The organism is Tepidiforma bonchosmolovskayae (genome assembly GCF_008838325.1).
In the GTDB taxonomy this organism is placed as follows: domain Bacteria; phylum Chloroflexota; class Dehalococcoidia; order Tepidiformales; family Tepidiformaceae; genus Tepidiforma; species Tepidiforma bonchosmolovskayae.
In genome coordinates this window covers 1,065,424-1,088,123 of sequence record NZ_CP042829.1, presented here as the reverse complement: position 1 = coordinate 1,088,123, position 22,700 = coordinate 1,065,424, and the positions used below count along the sequence as shown (strand labels likewise).

Genomic DNA, 22,700 nt, shown 5'->3' with positions numbered 1-22,700 from the left:
GCCGGGCCGTCCCGTCAGCCCGTCAGTCGCGGTTCCAGCACCACCACCGTCAGGTCGGCAGGCAACTGGCTGCGCGTGACCTGCAGCTTTGCCACCGCCTCCGGCTTCGCGCCCGTCTCCTTGAGGAACTTCTCCAGCGGCTCCAGCTCCAGCCGCTCGGGCCCCACTTTGTAGTGCATCGGGATGGCAATCTTCGGCTCGACCCGCGTCATTACGTCGGCCGCCGCCACCGCCGAAAGCGACCCGTCGCCGCCCACCGGCAGCAGCAGGATATCCACGTCCTTCAGCTCGGCGAGATTCGTCCCGGTCGGCAATCCGAGGTGCCCAACCCGGATGCCGTCAATCTCGACCACGAAGCTCACCGTCCGGCTGCCGTCCGAACGGCGCATCGCCGTGCCGGTCACCAGCACGCCGCCAATCTCGTACTCGCCCGGCGCGTCCAGCACCTTCGGCTCGCCCGTCACCACCGAGGGGTCGCCGTAGCGCGGGTCGCCGGCGCAGCTCAGCGTGACAATCGCCGCCTCCTGCCTGCCCGACGCAAAGCCCGAATCTGCAGGCACCGGGTCCATCAGCACCGTGCCGTCCCGCCCCTTCAGGCGAAAGCACGTCCGGCCGAGGAAGGTAAGTTCGAGCGCCACGAACCCATGGTATCCCGCTCCGCGATTACCCGAAACGTTCGGTTGAGCCTGCTGATCGATATCCGGTCACGGCGCCGTCAGCAGCACGCCCGCGCCGACGCCGCCGGTCCCGAGCGAGGTGACCAGCACGCAGTCGAGCTTCGCCGCCTTCACCTCGCGCACGAACGCGAGCTCCAGCCCCTCGACCGGCGTCTCCAGCCCCGCAATCGGCCAGACCTGCCCCCGCCGCATCGCCTCGGCCGCCATCGCCACCGCGGCCGGCCCGCCCGCCGCCAGGAGCTGTCCCAGCGAGCCGGCGGTCGCCGTCACGTCCGCGTAGTAGGCGTGCCGCCCGAAGGTCCGCAGCGCCCCGAAGCCGTCCGCCACGTCCAGCGCCGGCCGCCCGTCCGCGCACGAGACCAGCAGGTCGACCTGGTTCTGCAGGTAGCCGGCCGCCCCGAGAATCGCCTGCATGAGCCGTCCCGCTTCGTTTGCGTCGGCTACCGCCGTCGGCTCCGCGAGCGGGTCGAACGTCTCGGCTGCCGCAGCCACCCGCGCCAGCACCGCCGCCCCGCGCTGCCGGGCGTGCGCCTCCGCCTCGATGATGACGTATGCGGCGCCCTCGGCGGCCACCATCCCTGCGTGGCCGCGGTCGAACGGCAGGGCGCGCTCCCCGCTCAGCGCCTGGAGATGCTCGAGCAGCGGCCGCTGGAGCGCCTGGGCCGCCCCGGCGATGACCACGTCGGCGTCGCCCCGCGCGATGATCCGCGCCGCCTGCACGATCGCCGCCATCCCGCTCGCCTCCGCGCCCGCGACCGTGACCACCGGCCCCCGGATCCCTAGCGTGCGCGCCACCAGGTGGCCGTAGGGCACGAACATCGCGCCCTGGCCCGGCGCCCGGTACGGCAGCCCATCCGCGACCGCGAAGCGCCGGGCGTCGCCGGCGCCGCTCCCCAGTCCGGCCGCGTCGAGCGCGCGCAGCGCCGCATCCAGGGCCAGCAGCGACCCCTGGTCGAGGAAATGCACCACGTTCCGCGGGATGCCCGGGTGGGGCCGGAACTCGTCCGCCATCCCGATGCCCGTCAGCGGCGCGCCCTCGCCCCCGGGCGCATACTGCCCTGCCGCAGGCTCAGCCCGCAGCAGCCGCTCCCACGCGTCGCCGCCCGCCGCCGCGGCCGCGGTGACGCCGAACCCGGTGATGACCGGGCGTATCCCTTCGAGGCTGGCCCCGTCGGTCAGCTAGTCGAGCTCCTCGTCGAGGAATTCGTCGTCGCTCTGCCGGCGGCGCCAGAACATGACCGCACCGACCAGCGCCCCGAGCAGCGCGAAAATCCCGAGCACCTTCTTCATGGCGGAGTACCTCCTTGGCCTGCTCGCGCCGCTCCCGGGGGGAGTCGAGCCGCCGGCCAGTGGAAAGTATAGGCGCCGCCCGCCCCTTCCGGCCATGCCGCAGCGCCCGCCGCCCCGGAGACCCGTTCCAGTCGGCGACCGCGCCGCAATCCGGAGCTGCTCCAGTCTGCGCCCTGCCCAAAAGTTGAATCGACTCTCCCCCGGCGCGAAACTGGATGCTGGATGAAGTCGTCCCGCCCCGCCAGCGAACTGCTCGAGCTCCTCGCCAGCCGCGGACTCGCCGCCACCACCCAGCGGGTGGCGCTCCTTGCGGCCGTCCTCGATTCGCACGACCGCCACCTCTCCGCCGAGGACCTCTACCGCGAACTCTCCCGCGAACTCCCTACCCTCAGCCGCGCAACCGTCTACAACAACCTCGCCGCCCTCGGCAACGCCGGCCTCATTGAAAAGCTCGAAACCCCCGACGGGTCCCGCTACGGGCCCGTCGCCCGCCCCCACGTCAACCTCGTCTGCACCGCCTGCGGCAGCATCGCCGATGTCCTCGTCGGCGACCCCGACCTCGAAGCCCTGATCGCCCGCGCCGCCGGCACCGGCGGCTTCCAGGCGCGCTCCGTCTCCCTCAGCGTCAACGGCCTCTGCAGCGCTTGCGCCGCCGCGCCCGCCTGACCTCCCGCGCCTGTACCTTCGCCCCGCCGCGGGCTACGCTGGAGCCGCCATGCCTGCCGCCTTCATCTACGATGCGACCCGCACCCCGTGGGGCAAGTTCGGCGGCGCCCTGAAAGAATACCCGGCGAGCGAACTCGCCGCTCTCCTCATCCGCACCCTCGTCCAGCGCAACCGCCTCGACCCGGCCGCCATCGACAACGTCATCCTCGGCCAGGTCCTCCAGGCCGGGGCCGGCCAGCTCCCCTCCCGGCAGGCCCTCATCCATGCCGGCCTGCCCGTCACCACCCCCAGCACCCTCGTCAACAAGGTCTGCGGCAGCGGCATGCGCGCCGTCACCCTCGGCGCCTCCCTCATCCAGCTTGGCGACGCCGACCTCGTGCTCGCCGGCGGCATGGAATCCATGTCCAATGTCCCCTACTACGACGTCGATACCCGCTGGGGCGCCCGCATGGGCAACCGCACCCTCGTCGACGGCATGGTCTACGACGGCCTCTGGTGCGCCTTCGATGACGTCCACATGGCCAACCAGGCCGACGACATGGCGGCCCGCCGCGAAATCTCCCGCGAAGAGATGGATGCATGGTCGGTCCGCAGCCAGCGCCGCTGGGGCGCCGCCTTCGAGGCCGGCCACTTCGACCGCGAAATTACCCCCGTGCCCAACCGCCGCGACCCCAACCACATCGCCCTCGCCCGCGACGAAAGCCCCCGCCCGAACTCCACCGTCGAGCGCCTCGCCCGCATCCCGACCGTCTACGGCACGCGCGCCATCACCGCCGGCAACGCACCCGGCACGAACGACGGCGCCGCCGTCCTGCTGATCGGTTCCGAAGCGGCCGGGCGCCGCCACGGGCTCACCCCGCTCGCCCGCATCGCCGGCTGGGCCGAATCCGCCACGCGCCCCGCCGAATACCCTGTCGCCTCTGCCCTCGCGCTCCGCCGCCTCGCCGAAAAGACCCGCCTCGCCATCGACGACTTCGACATCATCGAGGTCAACGAGGCCTTCGCCTGTGTCCCCCTCATCTGCGGGCAGGAGCTCGGCTGGGACCCCGACCGCGTGAACCGCTGGGGCGGCTCCGTCGCCATGGGCCACCCGATCGGCGCGAGCGGCGCCCGCCTCGTGCTCACCGCCGCCTACCAGCTCCAGGAGTCCGGCGCCCGCTACGCCGCCGCCGCCATCTGCTCCGGTACGGGCCAGGGCGACGCAATCCTTCTCGAACGGGTCTGACGCGCCGCCGGGGCGGGGCGCCCGGCCCTCACCGCTCCGTGCCGGCAGATTCCCGGTCCGCAACGCTGAACGCAGCTTCCATCAGTGCCTGGAGCGCCTCCAGCTGCCGCGTCGGCGCCACCGCATCCGGGGCCATCAGCCGCACAAACCGCGCACCCCAGTAGAAGGAATAGAGCGCCTGCGCCAGCGCCTCCACATCCAGCCCCTCCAGCCGCGCGCCGAAGTCACGCCGGAGGAGGAACGCCACGCCCCGGACAATCCGCTGCAGCTCCGCCCCGAACTCCTCGACCAGCGCCGCATCGGCATCGCGCACCGCCACGAGCGCCCGCTCCAGCAGCAGCCGCGTGTCCGCATCGGCGCCGGACCTCTCCAGCTCCGCAAACGTCGCCCGGGAGAGCGTCCGGAAATCCGTCTCCACCTGCTCGGGGTGCTGCCAGGCCGCCTTCACGGCCTCGGCCGAACCCTCCATGCAGCCCCGGGCAAGGTCCTCCTTGCTCGGGAAGTACCGGTAGATCGCGCCCGGCGAAATCCCCGCCTCGTGCGCAATCTCCGCCATCGTCGCCGCCGCGACGCCCTTCTCTGCAAATACCTTCGCGGCGGCGTCGAGGATGCTCCGCCGCCGCGCGTCGAGGTGTGCCTGCGATACCTTCGCCATGCTGCCCCCGCTCCCGCGCCCTGGCGTCAGTTCGCCGTTGCCAGGTCCGGGAACGCCTGCAGTTTAGCGCGCACGCGCTTCAGCGCACGCTCCAGCCGCTCCACCTGCAGCAGCCGCTCCAGCGTCTGCCGCTGCGCGATCTCCCGCTCCATCGCCTCGATCTCGCGCTGCCGGGCCACCATCAGTTCGTACAGCATCTCCGTGCCCTCCATCTGCGTGAATCTCCGTTCACTGAATGAATAATCGTTCAGTTATCCTCGACTGTCAACCCCCGTCCTGGCCCGGTCGGTGGAAATTTCGGAGCCCCGCCCGCTGCCGCCGCTGTGCCATACTCCTTCCCCCATGGCCCCCGCGCGCCGCCCCCTCCTCGCCGCCGCTCTCTTCGCCGCCGCGGTCCTCCTCCCCGGCGCCGCCCGGCACGGCGGCGCTGCGGCGCCGCCCGCCGTCCTGGCGCAAGCCCGCTTCGCCTTCCTCGTCCCCGGGCCGGGCGGCCCCCTCATCCTCGAGGTGGCCGCCGTCGCCCCTGCCGGCGCCCCTGCCGATGCCGCCGCGCTCGCCTCTGCCATCCGCGCCGCCAACCCGGGCGCCGTCCCCATCCCGCCCCGGTTCGTCTCTGCCGCCTATGTGCTCGATGGCGTCCGCTGGCGCGACCCCGTCGTGCCCTGGTACTACGCCCCCGCTGGCGCAACCCCATCGCTGCCGCCCGGCGACGCCCTCGAACGGATCCGCCGCGCCGCCGAAACCTGGAGCGGCGCCGGCGGCACCCCCGTCCGCTTCGACTACCGCGGCGAAACCGCCGATGGCCCCGGCTGCCGCGGCGACCCGGCCGCCATCACCTACACCGCCGACGGCCTCAACGTCCTCGGCTGGGACGCCATCCCCGGCAACTACCTCGGCTACACCTGCTGGATGCGCTCCGCCCCCCTCGTCGAAGGTACCCCCTACTTCGAACTCATCGAATTCGACATCGTCCTCGACCCCCGCTATCCCTACACGGGCGACATCCTCCAGGCGCTCGCCCTCCACGAGTTCGGCCACGCCCTCGGCCTCGGCCACAGCGACCGCTGCCCCGGCGCGGCCATGTGCGCCGGCGAACTCGCCCTCATCTTCACCGAACCCCAGCCCGACGACCTCGCCGCGCTCATCGCCCTCTACGGCCGCCGGCCCCCGCCGCCCCTGCCGCGCCGCGCCCTCGTCCCCGCCATCGCCCGCGACTGAACCGCCCGCCGCCGCGCTACACTCCCCGGCATGACATTCGTCCAGGTCGATGCCTGGCTGCGGCTCGCCGCCCTCGCCCCCTCGCCGCTCAATACCCAGCCGTGGCGCTTCCGCGTCACCCCGTCGCACATCGAGCTCTGGTCCGACCCCGCCCGCGGCCTGCCCGTCGCCGACCCTGCCGGCCGCGAGCGCACCATCGCCTGCGGCTGCGCGCTCCTCAACCTCCGCGCCGCCGGGGCCGCCTCCGGCTGCGACGAGGCTGTCGAGCTGCTGCCCGACCCTGCCAGTCCCGGCCTCCTCGCCCGGGTGCGCCTCACCGAGGGCCCGCCCGATGCCGGCCTCGCCGCCCTGGCCCCCGCCATCGAACGCCGCCGGAGCACCCGCCGCGCCCTCGAGCACACCCCGCTCCCCGGCGGCCTGCTCGATGCCCTCGCCGCCGAGGCCGCCGCCGAAGGCGCCGGGCTGCTCCCCGTCGACGGCCGCGCCGCCCGCGAAGCCCTCGCCGAACTGATCGCCGACGCCGACCGCCGCCTCCACCACGACCCCGCCTGGCGCCGCGAACAGGCCCGCTGGATCCACCCCGGCCGCACCGCCGACGGCCTCCCCGCCTCCCGCCTCGGCGGCCGCGCCCTTCGCTTCCTCCTCGGCCATTTCGATTTCGGCGGCACCTCCGCCGGCCGCGACGAAGTCTTCGTCCTCCACGCGCCCGCCGTCGTCCTCCTCGCCACTCCCGGCGACGAACCGCTCGACTGGCTCCGCGTCGGCCAGGCCCTCGAGCGGGTGCTCCTCCGCGCCGCCCTCCAGGACATCCACGCCGGCTACCTCCAGGGCCCCCTTCAGCTCCCGGACCTCCGCGAGCGCCTGGCGGCCGCCTTCACCCCCGGCCGGATGCCCCAGGTCTGCCTCCGCCTCGGCCGCCCCGTCGACCCGCCCGACCCGCGCCGGCGCCGCCCCGTCGCCGAGTTCGCCGAATTCGTCCCCGCCTGACTTTCACCACCGCCCGGCGAACGGCCCGCCGCCGGCGCACCACTCCGCCACCCGCCGCGCACACCCGGGATCGATGTCGGCCGGCAGCGCCGCCGCCTCGAACCACCGCACCTCCACGATCTCGCCGCCCGGGCGGGGCGGCTCCCACGCGAACCGCTCGCTCCCGAACACGGCGATGTAGTCATCCTTCCCGCCCGGGAAGTCCGCGTACACCCCCAGCAGCCGCACCTCGTCCAGCGTCGCGCCCGCCTCCTCCTTCGCTTCCCGGCGGGCCGCCTCCTCCAGCGTCTCCCCCTTGTCGACGCCGCCGCCGGGCAGGAACCACCCCGGCCGGTAGCCGTGCCGCACCAGCAGCACCTGCCCCTCCCGCATGAGAATCACCCGCGCGCCCACCGTCACCGGGTGGAACAGCCGCCAGCGCAGCCGCTCGCCCTCCCACATCCCCTTCCGGGCGGCCCGTTCCGCGGCGACCAGCACCCTGCGCAGCATGCCCCAAGCCTACCCCCGCGGCTCCCTGCGGCGAACCCCCGCCCGCTGCTACACTCAGAGCTGCCGGGCGACTGGCGTCACGCGGAGCACCGCGGGGGAGCCCGGCCTCGCGCATGGCCGCTCGCCTGGGCCGGCCCGGGCCGCTGTACCCGGCGCCACACCACCTCTCCCGGGAGCATCCCCATGCGCGCACTCCTCGGCGTCTACGACAAAACCGGCATCGAAGCCTTCGCCCGCGGCCTCGCCGACCTCGGCTGGGAGCTCGTCTCCACCGGCGGCACCTTCGCCGCACTCCAGGCCGCCGGCCTCCCCGTCCGGAAGGTCGAAGAGCTCACCGGCTTCCCCGAGATGCTCGACGGCCGCGTAAAGACCCTTCACCCCGCCATCCACGCCGGCATCCTCGCCCGCCGCGACCTCCCTGCCCACATGGCCGCCCTCGAAGCCCACGGCATCGGCCCCATCGACCTCGTCGCCTGCAACCTCTACCCCTTCTACGCCACCGTCACCCGCCCCGGAGGCGTTGCTTTCGCCGACGCCATCGAAAACATCGACATCGGCGGCCCGACCCTCCTCCGTGCCGCCGCCAAGAATCACGAGGCCGTCCTCCCGGTCGTCGACCCCGCCGACTACGGCCGCGTGCTCGACGCGCTCCGCACCGGCACCGCCGATGCCGCCCTCCGCCGCGAACTCGCCTGGAAGGCCTTCGCCCACGTCGCCGCCTACGACAGCGCCGTCGCCGAATGGCTCTGGCAGCAGCAGCACCCGGGCGACTTCCCGCCGAGCCTCACCGTCCCCCTCGAGCGCGCCCAGGCCCTCCGCTACGGCGAAAACCCCCACCAGCGCGCCGCCTTCTACCTCGACCGCTCCCTCGCCGGGCACGGTCGCGGCGGCATCGCCACCGCCGTCCAGCACCACGGCAAGGAGATGTCCTACAACAACTACCTCGATGCCGACGCCGCCTGGAACTGCGTCAACGAGTTCCCCGGCCCCACCTGCGTCATCGTCAAGCACACGAACCCCTGCGGCGTCGCCACCCGCGACGACCTCCTCGAGGCCTACCGTCTCGCCGTCCGCGCCGACGCCACCAGCGCCTTCGGCGGCATCGTCGCCTTCAACCGCGTCGTCGATGAGGCCCTCGCCCGCGAAATCCGCGAGTTCCGCAGCCCCAACGACGGCGAAACCCGCATGTTCTACGAAATCGTCATCGCCCCCGGGTACACCCCGGAGGGCCTCGCCACCCTCAAAGGCAAGTCGAAGGACCTCCGCATCCTCGAAGCGCAGCCCCGCGCCCGCGGCGGCCTCGCCCTCCGCCAGGTCGGCGGCGGCTGGCTCGTCCAGGACCCCGACGACCTCCCCGCCGACGAGGTCGAATTCCGCGTCGTCACCCAGCGGCAGCCGACCCCGCAGCAGCTCGAAGACCTCCGCTTCGCCTGGCGCGTCGTCAAGCACGTGAAGAGCAACGCCATCGTCGTCGCAAAGGACGGCCGTCTCCTCGGCATGGGCAGCGGCCAGCCGAACCGCGTCAAGAGCGTCGAAATCGCCATGGAGAAGGCTGGGGAGGAGGTCCGCGGCGCGGTCCTCGCCAGCGATGCCTTCTTCCCCTTCGCCTGGAACGACAGCATCGAGAAAGCCTGCCAGGCCGGCATCGCTGCCATCGCCCACCCCGGCGGCGCCCTCCGCGACCAGGACGGCATCGACTGCTGCAACCAGTACGGCGTCGCGATGGTCTTCACCGGCGTCCGCCACTTCCGCCACTAGCCGGCAGGGAGGTCTCCGTGCTGCTCCCGCCCTTCACCCTCCCCGACCAGGTCGGGCAGCCGCGCGCCTTCCCGTCCGGCCGCCACGCGCTGCTCATCTTCTGGTGGCACGAGTGCCCAACCTGCCAGCTCTCCCTCCCCGTCCTCGCCGCCGTCTGCGGCGCGTATGGCGCCGACCTCGACCTCTGGGTCGTCGCCCAGGACGCGCCTGCCGACCGCGCCGCTCTCGAAGCCGCGGGCTTCGCCTGCCCTGTGCTCGATGACGCCGCCCTCGAAACCGCCTGGCGCTACGGCATCGACGCCGTGCCCACGGTTATCCTCGCCGGCCCCGCCGGCGAGGAGCAGCTCCGCTTCGTCGGCTTCGCCCGGGCCGACTGGGAGGGCCTCTTCGGGCGCCTCCAGGCCGTCACCGGTGCCGCGCCGCCGCCGATTGACTGGGGCGCCTTCCCCGCCTGGCGGCCGGGCTGCGGCCCGCGCCACTTCCTCCCGGGTGCGTACGAACGGCTCGAAGCCGCGCACGGCCCCTTCGTCCCGCCGCCCGGCGGAAACGCCCGGTAAAGGCCCGCGCAGCCCGGTTCATCACCCCGCGCCTCCCCTGCGTAGTACCGGTCAGCTTTCGCAGCAAGGAGTCGATCCTGATGTCCGAATCCCGTTCCATCATCGCTCGCGGTGCCCAGAACCGCCGCGCCTTCCTCCGCAGCGCGGGGGCCGTCGCCGTCTTCGGCGGCGCCTTCCTCGTCGTCGGCTGCAGCGACGACGACAAGAAATCCATGCCCACGCCGGTCCCCACTGCGCCCGGCCAGGCCAAGCTCTACGACCGCCTCGGCGGAAAACCGGCCATCACCGCCGTCGTCGATGCCTTCGTCGCCAACGTCGCCGCCGATACCCGCATCAACAAATTCTTCGCCAACACCGACATCCCCACCCTCAAGATGCACCTCGTCAACCAGATCGGCCAGGCCACCGGCGGCCCCGAAAAGTACACCGGCCGCGACATGAAGACCGCCCACGCCGGCATGATGATTACGAAGGCCCACTTCGACGCCCTCGTCGAAGACCTCGTGAAGGCCCTCGACCAGTTCAAAGTCCCGGAGCGGGAGAAGAACGAGCTCCTCGGCCTTCTCGGCCCGATGGAGAAGGACATCGTCACCGCCTGACCCCGGCGGCGCCTACCCGCTGTGCCCGGCGAGGCGCTCCAGCAGCACCGCTGCCGAGCGTTTCGCCGGGCTGTTCCGTTCCGCCTGCGGTCCCACGCACGAGGGGCAGCCGTTCTCGCACCCGCACCCCCGCACCGCCTCCAGGCACGCGGCGACGATCCGGTCCCGCGCCTCGAACACCCGCTCCGCCAGCCCAATGCCGCCCGGGACCATGTCGTACAGGTACACCGTCGGCTTGCCCGTCGAGGGCGACCGCACCTGCGCATCCGCCCCCAGGTCCCGCGCATCGCACAGGCAGAACACGGGCGCCAGGTTCCGCAGCACATGCGCGACCCCTTCGAGCCCGAGCGCCAGCTCGTCCCGCCCCAGGCCCGCCGTCGCCCGCTCGTCGAAGGTCAGCCACGCCGACGCGGTGTGCATGTTCTCCTCGGGGATGGCGATCTGCCCCCAGCCGACGTTCTCGTGCGTGTGCAGCTTCACCTTCTTGAAAATCGTCGCAAGGAACGTCACCGCCACCTCGCCGAGCTCCCAGGCCCCCGCGGCGGCAGCTGCCTCTCGCTCCCGCGCAATCACTTTCAGCTCCACCGCCAGCTGCGCGTCCGTGTAGTAGTCCACCGCCACCGCCCGCACGTACGCCTTCTTGTCGTCCCAGTCCAGGTGCTCCACCTGGTACTGCTGGCCCCGGTGGATGTAGATCGCATCCTCGTGGATGAGCAGCGGCGCGCTCGGCCGGTCGCACTCGCCGATGACCCGCGGCTTCGGCCCCTGTTCGATGATGACGAAGTTGTCCGTGCTCGCCGTCCGCAGCGAAACCTCCTCCGCCGGGTACGCCTCCGACATCCAGTAGTACCGCCCGTTCGCCTGCTGCAGCACACCCTCCTCAGCGAGGATGTCGAGCATCACCTCGCCGTGCGCCCCGAACTGCTCCCCGTTCGCGAACGGCAGCTCGAAGGCCGCGCACTTCAGGTGGCTCGCGAGGATGTACGGGTTGTCCGGATCGATCGCTGCCGCCTCCACCCCGCGCTCGAAGAGGAACTCCGGGTGGTGCGCCACGTACTGGTCCAGCGGGTTCGACGAGGCCACCAGCACCGCCAGCGAACTCTCCCGCGCGCGCCCGGCCCGCCCGAACTGCTGCCACAGGCTCGCCAGCGACCCCGGGTAGCCGGTCACCACGGTTGCCCCCATCCCGCCGATATCGATGCCCAGTTCGAGCGCATTCGTTGCCACCACCCCGCGCACGGTCCCCTCCCGCAGCCCCCGCTCGATGGCGCGCCGCTCGTTCGGCAGGTAGCCGCCCCGGTAACCAGCGACCCGTTCGGGGTCGCCCGGCTTCTCGCGCAGCGCCTCCCGGAGGTAGGTCAGCAGGAGTTCGACCCGCACCCGGCTCGGCGCGAACACGATCGTCTGCACCCCCGAGCGGATGAGCTGCGCCGCGATATCCCGCGCTGCCTTGAGCGACGACTGCCGGATGCCCAGCTCCCGGTTCACCACCGGCGGGTTGTGCACCACCACGATGCGCTCGCCCCGCGGCGCTCCGTTCTCGTCGATAACCTCCACCGCGTCGCCGATCAGCCGCTCCGCCAGCTCGCCCGGGTTCGCAATCGTCGCCGAGCAGAGGATGAACGTCGGGTCGCTCCCGTAGAACTGGCAGATGCGCCGCAGCCGCCGGATGACGTTCGCCACGTGGCTCCCGAAGACCCCGCGGTAGGTGTGCAGCTCGTCGATCACCACGAATTCGAGGCTTTCGAACAGCTGCACCCACTTCGTGTGGTGCGGCAGGATCGCCGTGTGCAGCATGTCCGGGTTCGTCAGCACGATATGGCCGGCCTGCCGCACCGCCCGCCGCGCATCTGCCGGCGTGTCGCCGTCGTACGTGAACGTCCCGATCGCTGCCCCGACCGCGCCGATCAGCCCATGCAGCTCGTCCAGCTGGTCCTGCGCCAGCGCCTTCGTCGGGAACAGGTAGAGCGCCCGCGCCGAGCGGTCCTTCAGCACCCGGTCGAGCACCGGCACGTTGTAGCAGAGGGTTTTCCCGCTCGCGGTGGGGGTCACCACCACCGTGTTCCGCCCATCGAGCGCTGCCGCGATGGCCCGCGCCTGGTGGGCGTACGGCCGGGCGATGCCCCGCCCCGCCAGGGCCGCGGTCAGCCGCGGATCGAGCCCTTCCGGCCAGTCTGCGAACCGGGCCGGCTCCTCCGCCAGCCGGCGGACCCACGTCTCGGACCCCTTCTGCACGAGGTCGCCCACCAGCCGCTCCGCGACGACCGCAGGCGGGACCGGCCGGACGGCCGGGACGGGGTAGCTGGGCGGCGGCTTCGCCATCGCGTGCCCTCCTCGCACAGATGTTCGCATTCTGCCCGCAGGCCGCCGCCCGCGCAAGCAATTGTGTCGTGGAAGCAAAAGGCGTCAGGAGCTGTCGCATCCATATGCTAATATGCCGCGTCATCTTTGCCTGCAGGAGCGGACCGTGCCGCGACCCGCGCTCCTTCTCGTCGCCCTCCTGGCCTTCGCCGCGCTTGTCGCGGCGTCCGCCCTCGATAGCCCCGGGGCCGAAAGCCAGACCTTCGCGCCCCGCGCAGTCGTCCCCATGGTGGCCCGCGACGAAGGCGCCGCCCCGCCGCCTCCCACCCCGACGCCGCTCCCGCCGACCGCGACGCCGACGCCCCGCCCGTCCACGCCGACCCCAACCGCACCGGCCGCCACGCCCACTCCGCGGCCGCCTACGCCCACTCCGACGCCCCAGCCTTCAGGGGTGCGCCTCCAGGGCGTCAGCTGGTATGTCGACTCGTTGGGGAACATCTGGGTCGTTGGCCTGGTCATCAATGGGCTGTCAACGCCGGTCGAGTTCGTCGAAGTCTCGGCCCGCTTCTACGGCGCCTCTGGCCAGCTCCTGGCCACCGACTGGAGCTTCGCTGACGTCACAATCATCCCGGCCGGCGGAAGCTCCCCGTTCTCCGTGCTGCTTCTGAACCCGCCGCCCGGCATCGTCAGCGTCGAGGCCCTCATCTCCGATTACGACATCGCTTCCCGGCCGCCCATCACCGGCCTCAACGCCACCGTCACCAACGTCTACCGGGACAGCATCGGGGTCCTCCACGTCGTCGGCACGGTCCGCAACAACTCCCCCGTCACGTACAAGTTCGTCGAGGTCTACGGCGCCTACGTCAACTCGGCCGGACTCGTGGTGCGCGTCGACTTCGACTTCGCGACCCCGAGCACCCTCGCGCCCGGTCAGCAGGGGACGTTCGAAATGCTGTTCTTCAGTGCACCCGCAGGCATGGAGTCCATGAACCTCCTTATTTGGACTGATGCCGACCGCTAGCCCGCCCCTTACCCCCCACAACCCTCCGCGGTGCTACCCTCAACCTGCACCGCCATGTCCGAACCCCTCCCCGATGAACGGCCCCAGCGGCGCCGCGAATACTCCGGCCCCGCCTCCACCCTCGGCCTCGCCGCGCTCGTCATCGCGGTCGTTGGCCTCGGGCTCTGGTGGTTCGAATTCCGCGACGACCCCTCCGCAGGCACCGCCCACACCGCGGGCGGCCTCGGCGTCATCGCCCTCCCCGAGGACCGCAACCCCACCGGCCAGCCCCCCGCCGCCCGCGAAGGCCGCGCCGCCCCCAACTTCCGCCTCGCCGCCCTCGATGGCCAGCCCCGCGCCCTCGACGAGTTCCGCGGCCGGTACGTCCTCCTCAACTTCTGGGCCTCCTGGTGCGGCCCCTGCCGCGCCGAAACCCCTGACCTCCAGGACTTCTACTCCCGCAACCTCGACCGCAACATCGTCGTGGTCGGCGTCAACCAGCAGGAAGACGCCGTCACCGCCCGGCAGTTCACCGCCCAGTTCGGGGTCACCTACCCCATCCTCCTCGATACCTCCGGCGCCGTCTCCCAGGCCTATGCCACCGGCGTCGGCGGCCTTCCCCGCACCTACCTCATCGGCCCCGACGGCGTCATCCAGCGCGTCTACATCGGTCGCATCACCTTCGACCAGCTGCGCGAGCTGGAGGCTGCCCTCCCGTGAGCGCCGCACCCCGCACCACCTCCGCGTCCACCCTCCAGCCGTCCGGTCTCGACCCCCTGCGCTGGGCCTGGCAGCTCCTCACCAACGTCAAGTTCGCCCTCCTTCTCGTCGGCCTCGCCGGAATTGCCGGCCTCATCGGCACCATCCTTCCCCAGATGCCCGGGCCGATGCGCGCCAACCCTGCCGCCCGCTCCGCCTGGCTCGAACTCCGCCGCGCCGACTACGGCCCGCTCACCGGCCTCTTCGAACGCCTCGGCTTCTTCGAAGTCTTCCACACCGCCTGGTTCAACGGCCTCTGGTTCCTCATCATCGTCGCGGTCACGGTCTGCACCGTCTCCCGCCTCCGTCCCACCATCCGCGCCGTCCGCAATCCGCCGAAGCGCGTCCCCGACGCCTACTTCGAACGGGCCCATCACCGTGCCGCCTTCTCCCACCCCGGCGGCGCCGACGCCGTCGAACGGCTCCTCCGCCAGCGCCGCTACACCGTCCAGCGCGTTCGCGAAGAGCCGGGCGCCGTCTACCTCTTCGCCGACCGCTACCCCTGGAGCCAGTATGGCACCTTCCTCTCCCACCTCGCCCTCCTCGTGCTCCTCCTCGGCGGTCTGCTCACCGTCTTCGCCGGCTTCGACCGCACCATGGTCATCGCCGAATCCACCCCCGCCGCGCCTGTCTTCGCCGAGGCCGGCCCGAACCAGCTCTTCATCAAAATGATTGACGCCAACCGCGGCCTCGACGCCGACGGCAACATCATCGACTACCACTCGATCATCGAGGTCCGCCGCGGCGACGAAACGGTCCGCTGCAAAACCACCGTCAACCACCCGTGCAGCGCCTTCGGCTACAAAGTCCACCAGGCCGCCTGGTTCGACGATATCGCCCGCATCCGGATCACGGCTCCCAGCGGCCAGGTCCTCTACGACGACATCCTCGATTTCGAAGGGCGCACCGCCGCCATCCCGGTCCTCACCGTCACGAACGCCGCCGGCCAGGTGCTCTTCGCCCAGCAGCTCCCCCAGATGGCGACCGACGAAGGCGCCGACCCGAACGACCGCCGCGACGATACCGCCCTCTCGCTCCTCGTCTTCCCGTCCGAGCCCGGCGCCGGGCAGCTAATCAGCTACGCCGTCGCCTGGCAGTTCGTCGACGGCCGCATGGTCCTCACCGTGACCAGCCCCGACTTCGACCCGGTCGTCCTCCGCCCCGGCGAAGAGGCCCTGGCCGGCGACTTCCGCATCCGGTTCGAAGGCGCCGCGACGATCCCCGCAACCACCGTCCTCGACATGCCCGGCGCCACCACCGACGCCGGCGCCGTCGTCCAGATGCCCCTCGGCGGCGACGGGAAGCCGTACCTCATGGTCTCCGGCATCGACGACCGGAACGTGATCCTCCAGCAGGGCCAGGCCGTCACCACTGCCGCCGGCTACACCTACCTCTTCCAGGGCCGCGTCGAAGCCTCCGGCGTCAGCGTCCGCCGCGACCCCGGCGATACCTTCATCTGGGTCGCCGTCGCCATGGCCATGGTCGGCCTCGGCATCACCTTTTACGTCCCCCGGCGCCGCCTCTGGGTGAAGGTCACCCCCGCCCGCACGTACATGGCCGGCATCGCCGAGAAGACCACCCGCTTCTCCCGCGAACTCCGCCTGCTGGGCCGCGACCTCGGCGCCCGCGATGCCCTCCAGCCCGGCGACACCGACCCCGACCGCTAGCCCGGCCGCCCGCCTCGCCGCGTCAGGCCGTCTTCGCCGCCCGCCCGGCCACCCACTGCCGGTAGAGCGCCGCGTAGTAGCCGCCCCGCCGCACCAGCTCGTCGTGCCGCCCGTCCTCCACAATCCTGCCTCCGTCCACCACCAGCACCCGGTCGGCGTGCTCGGCCGTGCTCAGCCGGTGCGCGATGACCACGCTCGTCCGCCCCTCCAGCAGCGTCCGCAGCGCCTGCTCCACCTGCTCCTCGGTATGCGGGTCGAGGCTCGATGTCGCCTCGTCGAGCACGAGCACCGGCGGGTCCGCGAGGAACGCCCGCGCAATCGAGACCAGCTGCTTCTCCCCCGCGCTCAGCCGTGACCCCCGGAAGCTCACCATCGTCTCGTACCCGTTCGGCAGCGAGCGGATGAACCCGTCGATCCCCAGCCGCTCGCAGGCGGCCCGCACCTCCGCATCGCTGGCGCCCGGCTTCCCGAACAGGATGTTCTCCCGGATCGTCCCCGTGAACAGGAACCCCTCCTGCGGCACCATCGTCACCGTCCGGCGCAGGTCGGCCAGCCGCAGCGTCCGCAGGTCGTGCCCGCCGATTCGCACCGTCCCCGCCGTCGGGTCGTACATCCGCGTGATCAGCTTGGCCAGCGTCGACTTCCCCGCGCCCGTCGGTCCCACCAGCACCACGTGCTGCCCCGGTTCGATGACCAGGTCGATCTCCCGCAGCACCGGCCGCTCCGGGTCATACCCGAAGGTCACGCTCTCCAGCTCAATCCGCCCCTCGAGCGGCGGCTGCACCCTCGCCGGCCGCTCCGGTTCCGGCACATCCGGCTCCACCGCCAGCACCCCGAAGATCTTCCCGAGCGCGGCGTTCGCGCTCTGCACCATGTCGAACACCTGCGAAAGGTTTTGGATCGGCTGGAAGATGAATTCGAGGTAGAACACAAACGCCGCCACCGTGCCCACCGTCACGGCGTCGCCCGCCACCTGCCGCCCGCCGAAGTACAGGATCAGGCCGATCGCTGCGCCCCGCAGCCATTCCACGAATGGGAAGTACAGGGACGAGAGCTTCACGGTGTAGACGTTCGCCTCGAAGTTCCGCTCGTTGATCTCCCCGAACCGCTCGCGGTTCTTCTGCTCCCGGGCGAACGCCTGCACCACCCGAAGCCCCGAGAACGTCTCCTGCATGTGCACCATCACATCCGCAATCCGCTCCCGCACCCGGTTGTACGCCCTGTTCGAATACACCCGGAAGATCGCCGTCGCCACGATCAGCGGCGGCAGGATGAGCGCCACCGCCAGCGACAGGCGCACGCTCAACGTCAGCAGGATGACCGTCGCCCCGGCCAGCGTCAGCAGCGACTGCACCACCACCAGGAACCCGTTGTTCAGGACGTCGTTCACCGTCGTCACGTCGCTCGTCATCCGCGCGACCAGCCGTCCCGCGTTCTCCCGCCCGAAGAACGCCAGCGACATCCGCTGGTAGTGCTCGAACAGCCGCATCCGCAGGTCGTAGAGGAAATCCTGCCCCACCCGGTTCACAATCCAGGTGCTCAGTCCCTGGAAGACGTAGACGAGCAGCAGCAGCCCGCCGAAGGCGAGGCAGGCCTGCAGCAGCGCTGCCCGGTCGCCCTTTGCCACCCCCTCGTCGAGCGCGTGCTGGATCGCCAGCGGCCGCGCCAGGCTGGCCGCCGTGAAGGTCACGATCGTGGCGGTCGCGAGGAGCAGCATCGGCCACCGCGGCGCCAGCATCCGCAGCGCGCCCGCCAGGCCGTTCACCTTCGGTGCCGCCCGCGTCTCCTCGCTCACGATGCCATCGCCTCCACCTGCCCCAGCACCTCCCGGTACCGCGGGCAGCTCCGCAGCAGTTCCTCGTGCGTGCCCGTCGCGGCCACCCGCCCGCTGTCCACCAGCACCACCTGGTCCGCCAGCGCAATCGTCGAAAGCCGGTGGGAGATGATGAGCGTCGTCCGCCCGGCCATTACCTCCCGCAGCGCCGTCCGGATCTCCTCCTCCATCCGCGCGTCCACGCTCGAGGTCGCGTCGTCGAGGATCAGCACTCGCGGCTCCATCAGGATCGCCCGCGCGATCGCAATCCGCTGCCGCTGGCCGCCTGAAAGCGAGAACCCCTGCTCGCCGACCACGGTGTCGTAGCCGTGCTCCAGCTGTTCGATGAACTCGTGCGCGTGCGCCAGCTTCGCCGCCCGCACGATCTGCTCATCCGTCGCATCCAGCCGCCCGTAGGCGATGTTGTTCCGCACCGTATCGCTGAACAGGAACGTGTCTTCGAAGACGATGCCGATGCTCCGGCGCAGCTCCCGCAGCCGCAGCGTCCGGATGTCCGCCCCGTCGAGCAGGATCTGCCCGTCGTCCACGTCGTAGAACCGCGGCAACAGCCGCGCCACCGTCGATTTCCCGCTTCCCGTCGCACCGACCAGCGCCACCGACCGCCCGGCCGGCACCTCGAGCGAGAACTCCCGCAGCACCGGCAGCCCGGCCCGGTACCCGAAGGTCACCCGGTCGAACACGATCCGGCCGTTGCCGGGCGGCAGCGGCCGCGCGTGCGGCCGCTCCTTCACCGTCGGCTCCTCTTTCAGCACGTTCCAGACCCGCGCCGCCGAGACGATCGCCCGCTGCCCCGACGCGATCATTTCGCCGAGGCTCTGCACCGGCCACGCCAGCATCCCCAGGTACTGGAGCGCCGCCACCAGCGCGCCCAGCGTCATCTTCCCGTCGGTCACCAGCCAGCCGCCGTACGCCAGCACCACCAGCTGCCCCAGACCCGGCAGCAGGAAGAACAGCGGCCCGTACACCGTCCGCAGCCGGACCACCCCCATTGCGTCCTTCCGGACCCGCCCCGCGGCCTCGGCCATCCGCCCGATTTCGTGCTCCTCGCGCCCGAACGCCCGGACCAGCCGCGCCCCGGCGATCGTCTCCTCCGTCACGCTCGCCACGTCCGCGAGGTCCTGCTGCACGCGCTCCGTCCCCGGTTCCAGCCGGTTGAAGAACCGGACGCTCAGCCACGTCACCACCGGGAAGACCGCCATCGCCAGCACCGCCAGCGTGAAGCTCGTCATCACCAGCAGGACGAACGCCCCGACCGCCATCAGCAGGTAGGCCGAGTTGATCGGGATGTTGACCAGGAACGCCTGGATCTCCCGCAGGTCCGCGCTCCCCCGCGACATCAGCTGCCCGGTCGCCGTCCGGTCGTGGTAGTCGAACGAGAGCCGGTTCACCCGGTCGTACAGCTCGAGCCGGAGGTCGGTCTCGATCCGGTAGCTGGTCCGCATCGCCCAGTACCGCCGGGTGCCCGCGCAGGCCGCCAGCACCGCCGCCACGCCGATGAACGCGAGCACATACCGCGTCAGCCTGCCGAGGTCCCGCTCCACGATGGCATGGTCGATCGCCAGCCCAACGAGGTATGGCTCTACCAGCCGCAGCAGGCCCCAGCTCAGGCCCGCGCCGAAGGCCACGGCCAGCATCGGCCAGCGCGCGCGCAGGTGCCGCAGGATGAGGTCCCTGCCCGCGCGCAGATCTAAAGCTTCCTCGGTCACGCTGCCTCCCGGGGTGAGCGCCGGAGCGACCACGCAGCGGCCCGCCAGGCGCCGCCGCCTTCATTGTCGATACTTATCCAAACGCCCGCTCCGCTCAATAGTTAACCGCCATTCACCAATCCCGCTCCCCGCTCCCTGCTCCCCGCTCCCCGTTCCCTGCTCCCCGCTCCCTGCTCCCCGCTACGCCGCCCGCCCGAACCAGCTGAACGCCGTCACCGGCTCCGTCCCGCTCACCGGTCGCCGCGCCGGGAACCACAGCGGCGACAGTACGTTCTCCAGCCGGCTCACCTTCGGCAGCGCCGGCCGCCGCGTCACCCACGCCGGCACCCCCTCCGCCTGGTCCGTCCCCGGGGCCGGCGCGCCCGCGCCGCCCGGGGCCGCCTGCTGCCGCTCCCGCTCCGCCCGCACTCGCAGCCCCCAGGCCTCCAGCGCCGCCAGGATCACCTCGAGCGAGGCGTCGCCTTCGACGTACAGCACCCGGCGCCGCTCGCCCGCAACGAGCGTCACCCGCTCGCCCTCGGCGGGCAGCTCATCGGACCGCAGGACCGGCTGCAGGTGGCGCATCGTATTCGCAAAGACGGCACCCCGCCGCGGCCCCAACAGGCCCCCCAAAACCGGTTCGGTAACACGCCAGTGGAACCCCCGGAACAGGCCCGCCGAATTGCAAACGGCCCGTAAACCGCCTGCCAACGCCCCGAAAAACGGCCCCTCCGCATCCGCCCGGTGACGGTCCGTGACGCTCCGGTTACAGCCCTGCCGCGGCCGGCGCAACCTCCGCAGCGAGGAACTCCGGCACCGTATCGTCGTCGAACAGGAAGTGCTGGAACTGCACCTCCTGCAGCCCGTGCTCCGCGTACCGCCCGAGCGCCTCGAGAATCGCCTCCCTGCCGCCGACGATCATCCCCCGCGCCCGCAGTCCCTCCCGGTACTGCGCCGGCGTCGTTCCGGCCGGTGCGCCCCACATCCGCATCATCCGCTCCGTCGCGCGGTCCAGTGTGCGCTCATCCGGCCCGATGACCGCGAAGGTCATCATCGACCGCCGGATCGTCGCGGGGTCCCGTCCGACTGCCTCGCAGTGGCGCTCCAGCACCGCCGCCTTCTGCGCGTACGCCTCCGGCGAGAGATTCACCGCGTTCCATTCGTCCGCATACATCGCCACCAGGCGGAGCGTCTTCTTCTCGCCGCTCCCGCCGATGAGGATGGGCGGCCGGCCCGGCGAAGGCTTCGGCAGCAGGTTCGCGCCCTCCAGCCGGTAGAACCGCCCGTCGAAATCCGCCGGCCCCTCGCTCCAGAGCGTCTTCATCAGCCGGATCGCCTCCTCCAGCCGCGCGAACCGCTCCCCGATCGGCGGGAACGGGATGCCGTACGCCCGGTGCTCCGCCTCGTTCCACCCCGCGCCCAGCCCCATCACAAACCGGCCGCCGCTCAGCAGGTCGATCTGCGCCGCCATCCGCGCCACATCCACCGGCGTCCGGAACGTCACTGGCGAAACCAGCGGCCCGAACCGGATGCGCGAGGTCTCCCGCGCAGCCACCGCGAACGAAAGGTACGCCTCCAGCGAATCCTGCTGCGGCCCGATGAAGTAGTGGTCCGACCGGAACAGTGTCGGGAACCCAAGCCGTTCGGCCAGCCGCAGAATGTGCAGCCACCGCTCCCACGTCAGCCCGTTCTGGCCTTCGACCATCAGTCCAATCTGCATCGCAAACCTCCCCGTGGCGGTGCCGACCATCCTACCCTGCCCTTGCGGTTCGCTGTCGGCGCGCTACCATCCCGGCCAGCCAGCCCCGGAGCCCGCCCATGGATGCCAGCGCCCTCCTCGACCCCGAAATCGCCGAAGCCCTCGCCGGCATGCCGTCGTTCGATGGCTTCACGCCGGAACAGCTCCCGGCGCTCCGCGCCCAGCGCGAAGCCATGCTCGCCCAGGTCCAGCTCTCCGACGCCGTCGAACGGCGTGATCTCACCGTGCCCGGCCCGCCCGGCGCCCCCGACGTGGTCATCCGCGTCCACCGCCCGAAGGGCGCCGCCGGCCTGCTCCCGGCGCTCTACCACATGCACGGCGGCGGCTACGTCCTCGGCTCCCGCGCCATGGACGACCTCCGCTTCGACCGCTGGTGCCCGGCCCTCTCCTGCGTCGGCATCTCCGTCGAATACCGCCTCGCCCCCGAAACGCCGTACCCCGGGCCGCTCGAAGACTGCTACGCCGGCCTCCGCTGGGTGTATGAACACGCCGCCGACCTCGGCATCGACCGCGCCCGGCTCGGCATCGGCGGCGCCTCCGCCGGCGGCGGGCTCGCCTCCGCTCTCGCCCTCCTCGTCCGCGACCGCGCCGAATTCCCCATCGCCTTCCAGCTCCTCATCTACCCCATGCTCGATGACCGCATGACCACCCCCTCCAGCCGCTGGGAGGTCCCCGTCTGGACGCCCCGCTCGAACGAAGCCGGCTGGCGCGCCTACCTCGGTCCGCTCTTCGGCGGCGATGTCCCGCCGTACGCGGCCGCCGCCCGCGCCGCCGACCTCCGCGGCCTTCCCCCGGCGTACCTCATGGTCGGCAGCCTCGACGGCTTCCTCGACGAAGACGTCGATTACGCCATGCGGCTTACCCACGCCGGGGTCCCGGCCGACCTCCGCCTCTACGCCGGCGCCCCGCACGGCTTCGACGGCCTCACCCCCGGCACCCGCCTCGCCCGGCTCGCCCGCCGCGACATGGAGGAATGGCTCGCCCGCCAGTTCGCCGCCTGATCCGCTGGCTGCCCGCCGCGTCACACCCTGAAAGGTTGCGGCCCGAACCTTTCACCTTACCCGCCAGGGTGGCAACAACCTTTCATCCGATCACCGGGCTGAACAGTTTCTCGTCCCCTCAGCCCTCGCCCGTCCCCACTGCCAGCGGCGGCAGGCGGAACGGCCGTGCCAGCACCCGGTACGAGCACCCGAAAATGGCCGCGCCCACCAGCACCCCCGCCAGTGCCGCCAGCGCATACAGCTTCCCCTCGCCGACGTTCACCAGCACCGGCCCCGGGCACATCCCCGTGATCGACCACCCCACGCCGAACAGGATGCCTCCGTACACGTTCCCCCGGTGCCCCGCCTTCCGCTCGATGACCAGCGGCCGCCCCGTCAGCGTCTTCCCGTACCGCTTCAGCAGCCAGATGCCCGGCGCCGTCAGCGCCACCGCCGTGCCGATGATCCCGTAGAGCTGGAACTCCTCGAACAGGAACATCCCCTGGATGTAGTTGTAATCCGCCGCCCCCGAGCGGCTCAGGATGAAGCCGAACACCGTCCCCAGGACCAGGTAGAACACTGCCATCTCCGTCC

The 22,700-nt window shown here is 71.6% G+C and carries 22 protein-coding genes and 1 riboswitch; of the genes, 11 read left to right on the top strand and 11 right to left on the bottom strand.

What is annotated here, in order from left to right:
- Window positions 1-14 precede the first annotated feature (14 nt).
- Together Tbon_RS05530 and Tbon_RS05525 are read right to left on the bottom strand one after the other, a co-directional pair.
- Complete coding sequence (locus tag Tbon_RS05530) at window positions 15-638, bottom strand: MBL fold metallo-hydrolase (protein WP_192498179.1); 624 nt, start codon at window positions 636-638, stop codon at window positions 15-17.
- A 66-nt stretch (window positions 639-704) separates the two neighbouring features.
- Window positions 705-1,688 carry a beta-ketoacyl synthase N-terminal-like domain-containing protein gene (locus Tbon_RS05525; protein WP_158066695.1) on the bottom strand — a complete coding sequence of 328 codons (984 nt, stop codon included), beginning with the start codon at window positions 1,686-1,688 and terminating at the stop codon, window positions 705-707.
- Window positions 1,689-2,189: 501 nt separating this feature from the next.
- Between Tbon_RS05525 and Tbon_RS05520 the strand changes: the two genes are divergently transcribed.
- Both Tbon_RS05520 and Tbon_RS05515 read left to right on the top strand, forming a co-directional pair.
- Window positions 2,190-2,633 carry a Fur family transcriptional regulator gene (locus Tbon_RS05520; protein ID WP_158066694.1) on the top strand — a complete coding sequence of 148 codons (444 nt, stop codon included), beginning with the start codon at window positions 2,190-2,192 and terminating at the stop codon, window positions 2,631-2,633.
- A gap of 49 nt (window positions 2,634-2,682) precedes the next feature.
- On the top strand, window positions 2,683-3,858 hold the full coding sequence (locus Tbon_RS05515) for a thiolase family protein (RefSeq protein WP_158066693.1): 1,176 nt from the start codon (window positions 2,683-2,685) through the stop codon (window positions 3,856-3,858).
- 28 nt (window positions 3,859-3,886) lie between these two features.
- Here Tbon_RS05515 and Tbon_RS05510 read toward each other — a convergent pair whose 3' ends face one another.
- Both Tbon_RS05510 and Tbon_RS05505 read right to left on the bottom strand, forming a co-directional pair.
- Window positions 3,887-4,513 carry a TetR/AcrR family transcriptional regulator gene (locus Tbon_RS05510; RefSeq protein ID WP_158066692.1) on the bottom strand — a complete coding sequence of 209 codons (627 nt, stop codon included), beginning with the start codon at window positions 4,511-4,513 and terminating at the stop codon, window positions 3,887-3,889.
- Window positions 4,514-4,539: 26 nt separating this feature from the next.
- Entirely contained in the window at window positions 4,540-4,725 is a 186-nt protein-coding gene (locus Tbon_RS05505) for a hypothetical protein (RefSeq protein WP_158066691.1), read from the bottom strand.
- Between the two features lie 130 nt (window positions 4,726-4,855).
- On the opposite strand from Tbon_RS05505, the gene Tbon_RS05500 reads away from it, so the two are divergent.
- The gene (locus Tbon_RS05500; RefSeq protein WP_158066690.1) at window positions 4,856-5,731 is read left to right on the top strand and encodes a zinc metalloprotease; all 876 of its coding nucleotides are present in this window, start codon (window positions 4,856-4,858) and stop codon (window positions 5,729-5,731) included.
- A 30-nt stretch (window positions 5,732-5,761) separates the two neighbouring features.
- Complete coding sequence (locus Tbon_RS05495) at window positions 5,762-6,718, top strand: Acg family FMN-binding oxidoreductase (protein ID WP_158066689.1); 957 nt, start codon at window positions 5,762-5,764, stop codon at window positions 6,716-6,718.
- Between the two features lie 3 nt (window positions 6,719-6,721).
- Here Tbon_RS05495 and Tbon_RS05490 read toward each other — a convergent pair whose 3' ends face one another.
- Window positions 6,722-7,207, bottom strand: a complete 486-nt coding sequence (locus Tbon_RS05490; RefSeq protein WP_158066688.1) for an NUDIX domain-containing protein — start codon at window positions 7,205-7,207, stop codon at window positions 6,722-6,724.
- Window positions 7,208-7,264: 57 nt separating this feature from the next.
- Window positions 7,265-7,345: riboswitch (ZMP/ZTP riboswitch) on the top strand.
- A 45-nt stretch (window positions 7,346-7,390) separates the two neighbouring features.
- Here Tbon_RS05490 and purH point away from each other — a divergent pair.
- From purH to Tbon_RS05475, 3 genes are all read left to right on the top strand, one after another.
- Window positions 7,391-8,965, top strand: a complete 1,575-nt coding sequence (gene purH, locus Tbon_RS05485) for a bifunctional phosphoribosylaminoimidazolecarboxamide formyltransferase/IMP cyclohydrolase (protein WP_158066687.1) — start codon at window positions 7,391-7,393, stop codon at window positions 8,963-8,965.
- A 17-nt stretch (window positions 8,966-8,982) separates the two neighbouring features.
- Window positions 8,983-9,522 carry a TlpA family protein disulfide reductase gene (locus Tbon_RS05480; protein ID WP_158066686.1) on the top strand — a complete coding sequence of 180 codons (540 nt, stop codon included), beginning with the start codon at window positions 8,983-8,985 and terminating at the stop codon, window positions 9,520-9,522.
- 80 nt (window positions 9,523-9,602) lie between these two features.
- Window positions 9,603-10,121: a group I truncated hemoglobin gene (locus Tbon_RS05475; protein WP_225734716.1), complete on the top strand. Its 519-nt coding sequence runs from the start codon at window positions 9,603-9,605 to the stop codon at window positions 10,119-10,121.
- A gap of 12 nt (window positions 10,122-10,133) precedes the next feature.
- Here the strand turns inward: Tbon_RS05475 and Tbon_RS05470 are convergent, their stop codons facing one another.
- A complete protein-coding gene (locus Tbon_RS05470) occupies window positions 10,134-12,443 on the bottom strand; it encodes a DEAD/DEAH box helicase (protein ID WP_158066685.1) in 2,310 nt (769 codons plus the stop codon).
- A 145-nt stretch (window positions 12,444-12,588) separates the two neighbouring features.
- Between Tbon_RS05470 and Tbon_RS05465 the strand changes: the two genes are divergently transcribed.
- From Tbon_RS05465 to Tbon_RS05455, 3 genes are read left to right on the top strand one after another with little or no spacing between them, the layout of a single operon-like run.
- Window positions 12,589-13,443, top strand: a complete 855-nt coding sequence (locus Tbon_RS05465) for a hypothetical protein (RefSeq protein ID WP_158066684.1) — start codon at window positions 12,589-12,591, stop codon at window positions 13,441-13,443.
- 54 nt (window positions 13,444-13,497) lie between these two features.
- On the top strand, window positions 13,498-14,142 hold the full coding sequence (locus tag Tbon_RS05460) for a TlpA family protein disulfide reductase (RefSeq protein WP_158066683.1): 645 nt from the start codon (window positions 13,498-13,500) through the stop codon (window positions 14,140-14,142).
- A complete protein-coding gene (locus Tbon_RS05455) occupies window positions 14,139-15,848 on the top strand; it encodes a cytochrome c biogenesis protein ResB (protein ID WP_158066682.1) in 1,710 nt (569 codons plus the stop codon). Before Tbon_RS05460 ends, Tbon_RS05455 begins: the two co-directional genes overlap by 4 nt.
- A 22-nt stretch (window positions 15,849-15,870) precedes the next feature.
- On the opposite strand, the gene Tbon_RS05450 is transcribed toward Tbon_RS05455, so the two are convergent.
- From Tbon_RS05450 to Tbon_RS05435, 4 genes are all read right to left on the bottom strand, one after another.
- Window positions 15,871-17,643, bottom strand: coding sequence for an ABC transporter ATP-binding protein (locus tag Tbon_RS05450; protein WP_158066681.1), 1,773 nt, complete (start codon window positions 17,641-17,643; stop codon window positions 15,871-15,873).
- Window positions 17,640-19,388 carry an ABC transporter ATP-binding protein gene (locus Tbon_RS14375; RefSeq protein WP_158066680.1) on the bottom strand — a complete coding sequence of 583 codons (1,749 nt, stop codon included), beginning with the start codon at window positions 19,386-19,388 and terminating at the stop codon, window positions 17,640-17,642. The genes Tbon_RS05450 and Tbon_RS14375 overlap by 4 nt, the downstream gene beginning before the upstream one ends.
- Before the next feature lie 180 nt (window positions 19,389-19,568).
- Window positions 19,569-19,952 (bottom strand): hypothetical protein, encoded by a 384-nt coding sequence (locus tag Tbon_RS05440; protein WP_158066679.1) that lies wholly within the window; start codon window positions 19,950-19,952, stop codon window positions 19,569-19,571.
- Window positions 19,953-20,133: 181 nt separating this feature from the next.
- Entirely contained in the window at window positions 20,134-21,087 is a 954-nt protein-coding gene (locus Tbon_RS05435) for an LLM class F420-dependent oxidoreductase (RefSeq protein WP_192498178.1), read from the bottom strand.
- A gap of 98 nt (window positions 21,088-21,185) precedes the next feature.
- Here Tbon_RS05435 and Tbon_RS05430 point away from each other — a divergent pair, with 98 nt between their 5' ends.
- Window positions 21,186-22,127, top strand: coding sequence for an alpha/beta hydrolase (locus Tbon_RS05430; protein WP_158066677.1), 942 nt, complete (start codon window positions 21,186-21,188; stop codon window positions 22,125-22,127).
- A 118-nt stretch (window positions 22,128-22,245) separates the two neighbouring features.
- Here Tbon_RS05430 and Tbon_RS05425 read toward each other — a convergent pair whose 3' ends face one another.
- On the bottom strand, window positions 22,246-22,692 hold the full coding sequence (locus Tbon_RS05425; protein WP_158066676.1) for a DUF6691 family protein: 447 nt from the start codon (window positions 22,690-22,692) through the stop codon (window positions 22,246-22,248).
- Window positions 22,693-22,700 lie beyond the last annotated feature (8 nt).